This window comes from Catenulispora yoronensis (assembly GCF_039531695.1).
Lineage (GTDB): Bacteria > Actinomycetota > Actinomycetes > Streptomycetales > Catenulisporaceae > Catenulispora > Catenulispora yoronensis.
Genome location: NZ_BAAAQN010000099.1, coordinates 16,740 through 28,353 on the forward strand (window position 1 = coordinate 16,740; position 11,614 = coordinate 28,353).

Below are 11,614 nucleotides of genomic sequence, written 5' to 3' on the forward strand. Positions count from 1 at the left end.
CACATCACGCAGCGGCCGGCCGTCACATCACGCGGCGGCCGTCACCCCACCCGGCGCCGATGCCCCCGCTCCTGACGCGGCACCGTCTGCACCGTCGGCGGCACCGGCGGCGGCAGCGTCGCGACCTCGGTCAGCTCCTGCTGGTACAGCGCGGCGGTGTCGGGCAGCCTCGGGAACGACGGGTCGAACTTGTTCAGACGCAGGGTGCTCGTCAGGTCACCGACGGTACGCCTGCGCCACTGGCTGATGTTCGGCTCCGCCACCCCGAAGCGCCGCTCCAGGAACCGCAGCGTGGAGGTGTGGTCGAACACCTCCGAGCACACGTAGCCGCCCGCGCTCCACGGCGACACCACCAGCGTCGGCACCCGGAAGCCCAGGCCGGAGGGCCCGGCGATGCCGTTGCACTCGGCCGGCAGCGGGTCGACGGTGATCCACTCCCCCGGCGTCCCGGCCGGCGCGGTCGGCGGCGGCACGTGGTCGAACAGGCCGTCGTTCTCGTCGTAGGTGATGAACAGCACGGTCTTGCGCCACACCTCGGGGTGCTGCCCGAGCGCGTCCAGCACGTCCCAGATGTACTGCGCCCCGGCGGCGGGCAGCGCCGGCGGGTGCTCGCTGGCCTCCGGCAGCCCGATCGAGGGCAGGTACTGCGAGTTGAGCCAGCTCACCGCCGGCAGGTCGCCATTGGCGATGTCGTCGGCGATCGCCCGCGGCGGACGCGGCTGCATGCCGTTGACCCACATCGAGGAGGTCTGCGGCGCCTCGCGGAACTGCTTGAACCAGCCCAGGTCCGAGCCGTCGGTGTTGGCCACGTAGTAGCGCCAGCTGATGCCGGCCGCCTCCAGCCGCTCGGCGTAGGTCGTCCAGCGGAACGGCTCCGGGATGGAGTTGCTGACCACCGGCCCGCCGGCCAGGCCGTCGGGGTCGTTGGTGCCGCTGATCGCGAACAGCCGGTTGGCGTGGGTGGGCCCGAAGGCCGAGCAGTGGTACCGGTCGCAGACCGTGAAGGCGTCGGCCAGCGCGTAGTGGAACGGGATGTCCTGGCGGGTGTGGTAGCCCATCGACCAGGGCCCGTGGTCCACGGTGCGGTGCGCGGCCATCCAGCCGTCCATCCGGCCGTGGTTCCACGAGGTGTGCTGGCCCAGCCAGCTGTGGTCGGTGCTGGGGTACTTGGCGCCGCTGGTGGTCGTGGTGTCGACGCGGAACGGCAGGGTGTAGCCGTCCGGGTTCGCCGGGTCGGGCTGGTGGAAGACCGAACGGCCGCCGGGCAGGCAGAGCGCGTCCTTGTCGTCGAAGCCCCGGACCCCGGACAGGGTGCCGAAGTAGTGGTCGAAGCTGCGGTTCTCCTGCATCAGGATCATGACGTGCTCGATCTGGTCGAGCGAGTGCAGCCGGCGGTCCGGGCCGGGGGCGGCCATCGCCTCGGCGAGCGAGGGCGGCAGCAGGGCCAGCGCGGAGGTCGCGGCGCCGGTGGTGAGCAGGCGGCGGCGGGTCAGCGACATGGGTTGATCTCCCGTCGATAGCAGAATATTGCGATGCCGGGTCCCCATGAAACGTAGTCGCGGACAATGGATTCGGGGAGAACCGCGGCGATCCGGGCGGTGCCGGGCAGCCCGCCTCCCGGGGGCGGGAGTCAGTCGATTGATGCCCTATCAGGTCAGGGGCATGGTCTTTACCGGGACTTTAGGTGCCAAGCCTTGAATTCGGGGAGGGGTCCTCGAACCCTTGCGGTAGCGTGGCGCACGCACAATCGCACATACGCGTTTCCAACAATGGGGGTAATACCATGTCCACCACGCGTGGCATACGGACTGTCGTCGGCGTGGCCCTGGCGTCCTCGGTCATCCTGCTCGGCGGCTGCGCCTCGTCCGGCAGCGTCGGCGGCAAGTCCGCCCTGGGCGGCAGCAGCGACAAGTCCACCGGCGCCCCGGCGCTGGGCGACAGCTCGACCAGCAAGGGCAGCTCGGACAAGTCGGCCTCGGCCGACAAGTCGTCCGCCTCCTCGGACAAGTCCTCGGCGGACTCCTCGGACAGCTCCTCCGACAGCCTCGGCGACGCCTTCGACGACCCGGGCTGCAAGGCCGCGATGGACGCCGCGTCCAACGCGCTGAACGGGCTCAGCGCCGGCGACCCGAGCAGCGCCAAGAAGACGCTCCAGGACATCGCCGCCAAGATGCACGAAGCCGCCGGCAAGTCGAAGAAGCCGGACGCCGCCTCCGCGATCAACAAGGTCGGCGACGACTACGCGAAGATGGCGAACAGCCTGGGCTCCGGCACGCCGGACATGGGCTCGCTGAGCACCGACGCGCAGGCGATGGGCACCGCCTGCGGCGGCTGACCCGCGGCGCGATGACGACGCGATAGCGACACGATGACGGACGGCCCGGCCGGGGATCTCGTTTCCGGCCGGGCCGTCCGCTGTCTTACTCGCTGTCTTCACTCGCTGTGCTCACTTGCCGTGTTCACTTGCTGTGTTCACTCACTCCCCCCGCCCAACGGCGGCGGAGTTCTCAGGGTTCAGCGACGACCCCGCGAGTCAGTAGCACCCGTGGATGTCGCTGGTCGACGAGGCCACCACGGTGTCCAGCAGCCCCGGCACGATCACGTGCACCGCGTTCACGGTGAGCGTGTGGTCGGTCGCGCTGTCGGTCGGGATCTGCTCGTTCAGGATCAGCTTGATCCCGAGCACGTTGATCACCGTGTTCGGCCCCGGGTGCAGGCTCACCGGCACCGCGATGCCGCCGACGGTGATCGAGGCGATGGTGGCGTCACCGGTCCCGCCGCCGCAGGTCTCGTGCGAGGTGGAGGTCACCGCTCCGATCTGGATCGCCGGCAGCCCGAGCAGCCCGATGCCCACGTGCTGCACCGAGGCGTTCGCGGTCGAGGAGTTCGGGCCGACCGCGGTGGACACGTTGGCGCACAGGGTGCCCGCGTTGATCAGGCCACTGATGGTCACCACGCACGGCGGGCTGCTGGTGCTGGCCACCGTGGTGTTGACCGGTCCGGCCTGCGGCGTCGGCGTGATGCCGATCAGGCCCGAGGACGACAGGCCGAAGGCCCGGCCGGTCATCGAGGTGAAGGTGACACCGCCGCTGAGCGAGGCGGACGCCGGGAGGTAGTACGCGTCGCCGGCGAACACCGCGCTCGCCGGTTCGGTGGCCGAGTTCGGCTGGTTGACATTCGCCAGCGTGCAGGAGGCGTTGCCGGCCGCGTCGGTCACGCCGGTGCAGCTCTGCGCCGTGGCACCGCTGCCGAGGGTGAAGGTGACGGTCCGGCCGGCGATCGGCGTGGTGCCGTCCTCCTTCAGGTTCCCGGACAGCGTGTAGGGCCGGCCGTTGGCGGCGTGCGCGCTGCCGGTGTAGACCAGCGTGGTCTCCTCACGCGTGACCGTGAACGTTCCGGTGCCCGCGGCCGGGTTGTCGGTCGCCGATCCGCCGTAGGTCGCGGTCAGCGGGTAGGAGCCGGCCGCTTCCTGCGGAGTGATCGAGCAGGACACCGAACCGTTCGCCGCGGTGGTGCCGGTGCAGGACTCCGCACCGTTGAGGGTGAACGTGACCGAGGCTCCCGCGATCGGCCCGAGACTGTCGCTCAGCGTCCCGGACACCGTGCCCGGATCGTTGAAGTCGCTCGTGGCTCCCGAGGTGATGGCGAGAGTGGCGTCCCGCTTGATCCAGACCACGTTGACGGTGTTGGAGGTGATAGTGCCGGCCGGGTTGGTCGCGGAGGCTCCGACCACGTCAGTGCCGGTCACCGCACCGGGATAGCTGAACACCGCGTTGCCACTGGCGTCGGTGACCGCGCTGCCGGTCGCGCCGGCGTTCGGGCCACTGGCCACGGCGAAGTCGACCAGCGCGCCCTGAAGCGGGTCGCCGCAGCTGTTGCTCAGGTTCGCGGTGACCGAGGCCGAGTAGCCGACCGCGAGGGTCTGGGTCGGCGGGGCCAGGCCGAGCACCGTGCCGGGGCAGGACACGCTGCCCGCCGGGGCCCACTGCTGCGACTCGTTGCCCATGCCGCACTCGGCGCCGTCGACGCCGCCGGTGTTCAGGATCTTGCCGGAGTCGGCCAGCGTCGAGGGCACGCCGTCGATCGAGAACTCGATCTGCGGGACCACGCCCGACTGGTCGCAGTGGCCGGACCAGTCCGCGCCGTTCGGGCCGACGTCGGAGCTGTCGAAGCTGCCGTTGGTCGTGCAGCCCGCGGCGGCGCCGGAGATGGTCTGCGTGAAGATCGCCGACTGGCCGGGGTCCACCGGCACGTTCTTGTTCCAGATGTCGAACACGCAGGTGCCGAAGGCCACCTTCACGTAGTCGACGTGGACCTGGATGCCGGTGTTGTTGATGAAGCGGATCGCGCCGCCGTCGAAGCTGCACGAACCGGTGCAGCCGTCGAAGATCACCCCGGGCGAGCCGTTCCAGGGCGTCGGGAAGTGGGCCGGGTTGGCCCGTAAGTCGTCGGCGTAGCCGAGTTCCACCGCGACGTTCGCGGCGGCGCGCGCCTTCGCGGCCGGCCCCAACGCCACCGCGGAGAGCAGGAGCACCAGCATTCCGAGGAACGCCAGCGCCCGGCGCGTCGTGCTTGAGGTTGCTGACATAGCACACCCTTCCGAACCCGAATGGGACCATCGCGCGGCGCCGGCGCCCGGCACGGGAGGCCGACCGCGAGACCGCGCGCCGGTGAACTTATTCGCCCCCTGATTCGGCGTCTCGCTGGCGCGCCGGAGGTGACTGGTGGCGTGCCGGAACCGGTTCCCGCCAGGTCGGCTGGCATATATGCGTTCTGCGACAGTCGGGGCGGGGCGCAGCCGGGATGGACGGCCCGCGGGTCACCCGTCGGTGCGACGCGGGGGTCGGTCGTCAGTGCGACGCGGGGGTCAGCCGGGCCTCGGACAGGCCCAGGCGGGCGCCGAGCAGCTCGCGGCCGGCCGGGGTGACGAGCACCGCGCGGCTGCCGCCGACGCGCTTGATCCAGCCGGCGTCCAGGGCGTGGCGGCACAGCGCGGCGCCGACCGCGCCGGCCAGGTGCGACCGGCGTTCGGTCCAGTCCAGGCAGGGGCGCAGGGCCGGGCGGCCGGTCCCGGCCGGGATCTCGATGGCCAGGTCGGCCAGCCACTGCTCGCCGGCCGGGGTGAGCCGCAGGCCGTGGTCCCAGTCGACGAGGCCGCGCTCGGTCATGGCGTCGGCGATCGCGACGCCGACCTGGCCGGCGAGGTGGTCGTAGCAGGTGCGGGCGTGGGCCAGCGCGCGGCGGCGGCTGTCGACGGACAGGGTGCGCGGGGGCGCGGGCGGGCGCGGCGGGGCCACGGCGGCCAGGCTCTCGACGAGTTCGGCGACCTGCTGGTCGGCCAGGCGCACGTAGCGGTGGCGGCCTTGGCGCTCCTCGGCCAGCAGGCCGCCGGCCACCAGCGCGTTCAGGTGCTCGGTGGTGGTGGACGGGGCGACGCCGGCGTGGCGGGCCAGTTCGGTCGGGGTCCAGGCGCGGCCGTCCAGCAGGGCCAGGCAGAAGGTGGCGCGGGTGCCGTCGGCGAGCAGGCGGGCGACGGCGGCCAGGCCCGGGCCTTCGGGGTCGGCGGGTCGGGCGGCGGTGCTCATGAGGCGATTATCGCTCGCGGTCGGTTCGGCGGCCGCCGAAGCGAGCGGTGCCTAGGGTCGCGGTATGACCAGCACAGTCGCCATCAGGCCGTCCATCCTGTACTTCGGCACACCGGTGGTGCTGCTGACGACCGAGAACGACGACGGTACGCCGAATCTCGCGCCGATGTCCTCGGCGTGGGCGCTGGGGCGGACCGTCGTGCTGGGCCTGGGCGAGGACGGCCAGAGCGGCTACAACCTGCGGAGGCGCCCGGATCTGGTGATCAGCGTGCCGGGGCCGCACTTGTGGCGGCAGGTGGAGCGGCTCGCGGGGGTGACCGGGCGGTTCCCGGTGCCGGAGTCGAAGCCGGCCGGGTTCCGGTTCGTGGCGGACAAGTTCGGCCGGGCCGGGCTGACGCCGCGGGAGTCCGACATCGTGCGGCCGCCCCGGGTCGCGGAGTGCGGGCTCCAGTTCGAGGCGCGGGCGGCGCGGGTCGGGTCGGACGCCACGAAGGACTTCCTGATCGTCGAGGCCGAGGTGCTGAAGGTGCACGCCGATCCGGCGGTGGTGGTGCCGGGGACGGACCATGTCGATCCGGAGGCGTGGAGTCCGCTGATCTACAACTTCCGGCACTACTTCGGGTTGGGGCCGGAGCTGGGGTTCACTTATCGGAGCGAGACGCCGCACTGACCGGAGGTTGTGGAAACGTACTGACCGGAGGTCCCGGAGGTCGCGGAAATCGGGTCGAGACATCGGAGACACGGTCGGCGGTCCGGACGCGTTCCGGTCGGCGGGACGGCGCCGGCCGGTCTGCTGACGCGTCCGGTGCGCCGAGCGCGGCGCCGCCGGGCCGCGGCCGGGCTCTCACCTCGCCTTCCTCGGACATCTCAGCGGTCGTATACCTGATCGGCAGCGCCCACCTGGGGTTTTGGATCTGACGTCCCGTTATATTACTTGTCAGTAAGCTCGTGACTTCTCACGCCGGCGGTAGTAGAACAAGTTCTCAAAATCCGCCCCGTGTGAGGAGCGTCACATGAGCGCAACAGCAAGGCGAGGACCAGGAACACGAGCCGTCTCACGGCGCGGTTTCCTGGCCGGAACAGGTTCCGTTCTGGGCGCGGCAGCGCTGGGCGGGGTCAGCGCCTCCCGGGCCGCCGCGGCGTCCCGGTACAGCACCCCGATCGGCAACGGCGCGCACGCGCAGGCGCTGGTCATCGGGACCGGGTACGGCGGGTCGGTGGCGGCCCTGCGGCTGGCCCAGGCCGGGGTCAGCGTGGAGATGGTCGAGATGGGCATGGCGTGGGACACGCCGGGCTCGGACGGCAAGATCTTCTGCACCCTGACCAACCCCGACAACCGGTCGTACTGGCTGCGGACCAAGACCAAGGCGCCGGTCAACTTCTTCCTCGGGTTCCCGATCGACAAGGCCATCTCGAAGTACACCGGGGTGCTGGACGCCGAGGAGTTCTCCGGGATCACGGTGTATCAGGGCCGTGGCATCGGGGGCGGCTCGCTGGTGAACGGCGGGATGGCGGTGACCCCGAAGCGGGAGAACTTCGCCGGGATCCTGCCCTCGATCAACGCCGACGAGATGTACAACGTGTACTACCCGCGGGCCAACGCCGCGCTCGGCGCCGCGGTGATCGACCCGAACTGGTTCAACAACACCGCGTGGTACCAGTTCGCGCGCGTCGGCCGCAAGCAGGCCGGGCGCTCGGGGTTCCCGTTCGTCTTCGTCCCGGACGTCTACGACTGGAACTACATGCAGCAGGAGGACGCCGGCACCGTCCCGAAGTCCGCGCTGGCGCAGGAGCTGATGTACGGCAACAACTACGGCAAGAAGTCGCTCCAGAAGACCTACATCCCGGCCGCGCTGGCCACCGGGAAGGTGAACATCTCGCCGCTGCACAAGGTGACGTCGGTCTCGCCGGCGCCGGGCGGCGGGTACACGGTGCTGATGGACCAGCTGGACACCTCCGGCAACGTCGTCACCAGCAAGCAGGTCACCGCGGACAAGGTGTTCTTCGCCGCGGGCAGCGTCGGGACCAGCAAGCTGCTGGTGCGGCTGCGCGACACCGGGCAGCTGCCGAACCTCAACGGCCAGGTCGGGCAGGGCTGGGGCGACAACGGCAACATCATGGTCGGGCGCGCCAACCAGATCTGGGACCCGACCGGGTCCAAGCAGGCGACGATCCCGTGCGGGGGGATCGACAACTGGACGGCCGGCGGGGCGTTCGCCGAGGTGGCGCCGCTGCCGACGGGGATCGAGACGTGGGCCTCGCTGTACCTGTCGATCACCAACAACCAGCACCGCGCGCAGTTCACCTGGAACAACACGACGCAGCAGGTGGACCTGAGCTGGCAGCAGGCGTGGAAGCAGGACGGCATCACGATGGCGAAGTCCATCTTCGACCGGATCAACTCCACCGAGGGGACGATCTACCGCACCGACCTGTTCGGCGTCTACAAGACGTGGAACGACACTCTGACCTACCACCCGCTGGGCGGGGCGGTGATCAACCGGGCCACCGACAACTACGGGCGGCTGGCGGGGTATCAGGGTTTGTATGTGATCGACGGGGCGCTGATTCCCGGGAACACGACGGTGAACCCGTTCGTGACGATCACGGCGCTGGCGGAGCGGAATATCGAGAACATCATCGCCAACGGGGGATGAGGGGCGGCGGGGCCGGGCTGAGGCGGGGCGAGGCCGGCACCGAGCGATCGAAGAAGAGAACGAGACCGGGAACAAGAACGAGATAGGGACACATGATTCCCACTGTTGTCTGGGGCACCGGCAACATCGGGCGCGCGGCGATCCGAGCGGTCGCCGCGCATCCGGGGTTGCGGCTGAGTGCCGTCATCGTGCAGAACCCGGCGAAGGTCGGGCGGGATGCCGGGGAGCTGGCCGGGATCGGGCGGGAGCTGGGGGTGCTGGCGACCGATGAGGTGGGTGCGGCTTTGGAGGGGGCGCGCGCCGTCGTCTACGCCGCCTCCGGCGACATCCGTCCGCAGGAGGCGCTGGACGACGTGAACCGGGCGATCCGGGCCGGGGCGGTGGTCGTCACGCCGGCGCTCTACGCGTTCTACGATCCGCCGAGCGCGCCGGCCGAGCAGCGCGAGCAGGTGCAGGCGGCGGTGGCCGAGGGCGGCGGCTCGTTGTTCGTCTCGGGGGTGGATCCGGGGTGGGGCAACGACGTCCTGCCGCTGATCATGTCGGGGCTGGGGACCCGGGTCGAGGCGATCCGGTGCCAGGAGATCTTCGACTACTCGACCTACGACCAGGAGGACGCGGTCCGGTACCTGGTCGGTATGGGGCAGCCGATGGACTACGAGCCGCCGATGACCGCGCCGACGGTGCCCACGATGGTGTGGGGCGGTCAGATCCGGTTGCTGGCGCGGGGGTTGGGGGTGGCGCTCGACGAGATCCGCGAGCATGTCGAGCGTACGGAGTTGGCCGAGGCGGTCGGGACCAAGACGATGGGGACCTTCGACGCCGGGACGCAGGGCGGGGTGCGGTTCGAGGTGCGGGGTGTGGTCAACGGTGTGGAACGGATCGTGATCGAGCACGTGACGCGCATCCACGCCTCGGTGGCGCCGGACTGGCCGCAGGCGCCGGACGGCGTCGGGGCGCACCGGGTCGTGATCGAGGGACGTCCGCGGATCGAGGTGACGGTCGAGGCCGCCGACGAGGGCGGGAACCGGTCCGCGGGCGGCAACGCGACGGCGGTGGGGCGACTGGTCAACGCCATTGGATGGCTGGAGGCGCGGGAGCCGGGTATCTACGACGCTTTGGATGTGCCGCTGCGCCCGGCGGATGGGTTGGGCTCCACGAATGGGCTGGGCGGCAAGAATGGGCTGTGGGGAGGCGGGGAGCAGTGATCATCGACATCCCGGAGGACAAGGAACCGATCGGCTACGTCTGGGGCGAGATGGTGCCCGGGATCGGCCCCGCGGCGGCGACGTTCTCCATGGCGGTGTACGAACACACGACGCTGGGGCTGCGCGAGTTCGAGGCGGCGCGGCTGCGAATCGCGCAGATCAACGGGTGTTTGTTCTGCCTGGACTGGCGCACTGATCGCGGTGGGGAGAAGGTCGAGGACGGGTTCGACGCCGCTGTGGCGGAGTGGCGGACCGCTGATGTCTTCGACGAGCGGACGCGGTTGGCTGCTGAGTATGCGGAGCGGTATGCGCTCGATCATCATGGGCTGGATGGGGAGTTCTGGGGTCGGATGGTCCACGCGTATACGCAGGCTGAGATTGTCGAGCTGACGATGTGTTTGGGGTCCTGGCTGGCTTTCGGGCGGTTGAACCACGTGCTGGGGATCGATGCCGTCTGCGTGTTGCCGGGGCATTGAGGGTGCTGGAGCGGTGAGGCTGGCGGAGCCGTGAGGTTGGCAGAGCCGTGAGGCTGCCAGGGCACACTGAGTGTTGCCGGCTGCGGTACTGAGAGTGCCAAGGTGCTGATGCCAGGGCGCTGGGAAGGGCTGCCACTGCCGGGCGGGTACGGCGCCTGAAGGCAGCGCGGCAGGAGTCGGTGGCGGGGCGGAGCCCTGAGTAGGCAGGGCGGCTCGAATCGAGGCAGCGCGGCAGGAATCGATGGCGGGGCGGAGCCTGGGTGGGGCAGGGCGGCTCGGCGGGAGTCGGGGTAGGGCGAGGCGGTTCGGCGGGAGTCGGAGGCGGCCGGAATCGAGGGCGGTGCTGGAGGCGAGGGCGCAGGACTAGCGCGTCATCTCCGCCATCGTGTCCTCGAAGTCGGGGAACTCGTCCCGCGCCGCCTCCACCGCCTGCCGGGCCGTCATCCGCTCCCCCGTCGCGTGCTTCTCGGCGATCGCCGTGAACTCGGCGTTCGGGCGTGAACGCCGGGTGGGGTGCTCCACGGCTTCGTAGGGGCCGCTGCCGTCCGCGATCAGCCACAGGAAGGCGGACAGGTCGCAGGCCACCACGCCGGTCTCGCCCCCGGGGCCGAGGTACACGATCGGCTGATCGGTGAGCGGGGCGTCGTCGCGGACCAGCCAGAAGGCCGCGTAGCCGCCGGCCGCGGTCTGGCCGAAGACCCGGAACTGGTCGGCGCCGTCGGTGTCGGGGTCGCCGGTCCACGCCTGGAACCAGTCCGCGGTGTCGTCCGCGTCCAGGAACTCTTCGAAGAGTTCGAAGTCCACCGGGCGGTGCTCCACGTCCGCGTCGTCCGCGTCGTCATCGTCGTCGTCGGCTTCGAGGCCGAAGCCGAGCGCGGCTATCGCGGCCAGCGCCGCGGGCAGGGCGAGGTCGTCGTCGTCATCGATAGTCACGAGCCGTAGAGTAACCGCGGTCTGCCTCTCTGCTCCAGCCTCTACGGGGGTAGTGCTGGTGATCTGCGCCGTTGTCGGGGGAAATCCTCTGGTGCCACCCAGTGTGTCCCTGGTCCAATGAAGGGGAGGGCGCTGAGGAGGGGGTCGATGAACGCCACCGTCGAACGCGAGAGTCAGGAAGATCAGCTTCCTGTGACGATCGTGCACACGTGGGGCGGGTGGCCATGGCGCGCCGAGTGCCGGGTGTGTGAGACGTGCTCACCTGGGCAGCGGACGCGGGATGAGGCGCGAGAGTGGGGAGATAGCCACTTGCATGCTTTTCATGAGATTTAGGCTTAGGTTTAGTAGCAGGGATTTGCTAGAAGCCGGTTAAGGTCGAAGGCCGAAGACCAAAGTCAAAAGCTGGGTAAGGCAGGCGCCTCCGGCGAGGACCTCTGATCCCTCGGAGAACTGGCGCTGCTCCATAGGGTGGTCTGGTTAGTCTCTGCGCTGGCGGTTTGTGGGGTGGGGGTTTGTTCCCCTCGCTCACGTCAGCAGCCCTACGGGTACAGCACCGCCGCCCAGGTATCAAGTCCATGCCGGAACCTTGTTGTTCTAGCGCTGCGGTTGGGCTTGCATGAACTTGACACCTGGTCGGCGGCACCAGGGCTTCTGCGTTCTCGTCTGGTGGTACGAGTTTGTCGGCCTGGGGCGTGGCCGGTGTGATTTTCGCAGAGTCTTGATGAAAGCGGGCACGGACCCTGATGATCGAGGTTCTC

Annotated in this window: 9 protein-coding genes; 5 read left to right on the plus strand and 4 right to left on the minus strand. The window is 70.0% G+C overall.

The window, feature by feature from the left end; translation table 11 throughout:
• Positions 1 to 41: 41 nt before the first annotated feature.
• Positions 42 to 1,499 (minus strand): alkaline phosphatase family protein, encoded by a 1,458-nt coding sequence (locus ABD481_RS44435; RefSeq protein WP_344671970.1) that lies wholly within the window; start codon positions 1,497 to 1,499, stop codon positions 42 to 44.
• A 284-nt stretch (positions 1,500 to 1,783) separates the two neighbouring features.
• Between ABD481_RS44435 and ABD481_RS44440 the strand changes: the two genes are divergently transcribed.
• Entirely contained in the window at positions 1,784 to 2,335 is a 552-nt protein-coding gene (locus tag ABD481_RS44440; RefSeq protein WP_344671971.1) for a hypothetical protein, read from the plus strand.
• 198 nt (positions 2,336 to 2,533) lie between these two features.
• Here the strand turns inward: ABD481_RS44440 and ABD481_RS44445 are convergent, their stop codons facing one another.
• On the minus strand, positions 2,534 to 4,588 hold the full coding sequence (locus tag ABD481_RS44445) for a choice-of-anchor P family protein (RefSeq protein WP_344671972.1): 2,055 nt from the start codon (positions 4,586 to 4,588) through the stop codon (positions 2,534 to 2,536).
• A gap of 262 nt (positions 4,589 to 4,850) precedes the next feature.
• On the minus strand, positions 4,851 to 5,585 hold the full coding sequence (locus ABD481_RS44450; RefSeq protein ID WP_344671973.1) for an ArsR/SmtB family transcription factor: 735 nt from the start codon (positions 5,583 to 5,585) through the stop codon (positions 4,851 to 4,853).
• Positions 5,586 to 5,649: 64 nt separating this feature from the next.
• Here ABD481_RS44450 and ABD481_RS44455 point away from each other — a divergent pair, with 64 nt between their 5' ends.
• The 4 genes from ABD481_RS44455 to ABD481_RS44470 all read left to right on the plus strand — a co-directional run bounded on the left by ABD481_RS44455 (position 5,650) and on the right by ABD481_RS44470 (position 9,923).
• A complete protein-coding gene (locus ABD481_RS44455; protein WP_344671974.1) occupies positions 5,650 to 6,255 on the plus strand; it encodes a flavin reductase family protein in 606 nt (201 codons plus the stop codon).
• 343 nt (positions 6,256 to 6,598) lie between these two features.
• Positions 6,599 to 8,242 carry a GMC oxidoreductase gene (locus tag ABD481_RS44460; protein WP_344671975.1) on the plus strand — a complete coding sequence of 548 codons (1,644 nt, stop codon included), beginning with the start codon at positions 6,599 to 6,601 and terminating at the stop codon, positions 8,240 to 8,242.
• A 92-nt stretch (positions 8,243 to 8,334) separates the two neighbouring features.
• Positions 8,335 to 9,447, plus strand: a complete 1,113-nt coding sequence (locus tag ABD481_RS44465; protein ID WP_344671976.1) for an NAD(P)H-dependent amine dehydrogenase family protein — start codon at positions 8,335 to 8,337, stop codon at positions 9,445 to 9,447.
• Entirely contained in the window at positions 9,444 to 9,923 is a 480-nt protein-coding gene (locus ABD481_RS44470) for a carboxymuconolactone decarboxylase family protein (RefSeq protein WP_344671977.1), read from the plus strand. The genes ABD481_RS44465 and ABD481_RS44470 overlap by 4 nt, the downstream gene beginning before the upstream one ends.
• A gap of 363 nt (positions 9,924 to 10,286) precedes the next feature.
• On the opposite strand, the gene ABD481_RS44475 is transcribed toward ABD481_RS44470, so the two are convergent.
• Positions 10,287 to 10,856, minus strand: a complete 570-nt coding sequence (locus ABD481_RS44475) for an SMI1/KNR4 family protein (RefSeq protein WP_344671978.1) — start codon at positions 10,854 to 10,856, stop codon at positions 10,287 to 10,289.
• Between the last annotated feature and the right edge of the window lie 758 nt (positions 10,857 to 11,614).

Excerpts from the sequence above, each read along its gene's own strand:
- ABD481_RS44435 (WP_344671970.1), bottom strand. The coding sequence starts at position 1,499 with ATGTCGCTGACCCGCCGCCGCCTGCTCACCACCGGCGCCGCGACCTCC.
- ABD481_RS44440 (WP_344671971.1), top strand. The coding sequence starts at position 1,784 with ATGTCCACCACGCGTGGCATACGGACTGTCGTCGGCGTGGCCCTGGCG.
- ABD481_RS44445 (WP_344671972.1), bottom strand. The coding sequence starts at position 4,588 with ATGTCAGCAACCTCAAGCACGACGCGCCGGGCGCTGGCGTTCCTCGGA.
- ABD481_RS44450 (WP_344671973.1), bottom strand. The coding sequence starts at position 5,585 with ATGAGCACCGCCGCCCGACCCGCCGACCCCGAAGGCCCGGGCCTGGCC.
- ABD481_RS44455 (WP_344671974.1), top strand. The coding sequence starts at position 5,650 with ATGACCAGCACAGTCGCCATCAGGCCGTCCATCCTGTACTTCGGCACA.
- ABD481_RS44460 (WP_344671975.1), top strand. The coding sequence starts at position 6,599 with ATGAGCGCAACAGCAAGGCGAGGACCAGGAACACGAGCCGTCTCACGG.
- ABD481_RS44465 (WP_344671976.1), top strand. The coding sequence starts at position 8,335 with ATGATTCCCACTGTTGTCTGGGGCACCGGCAACATCGGGCGCGCGGCG.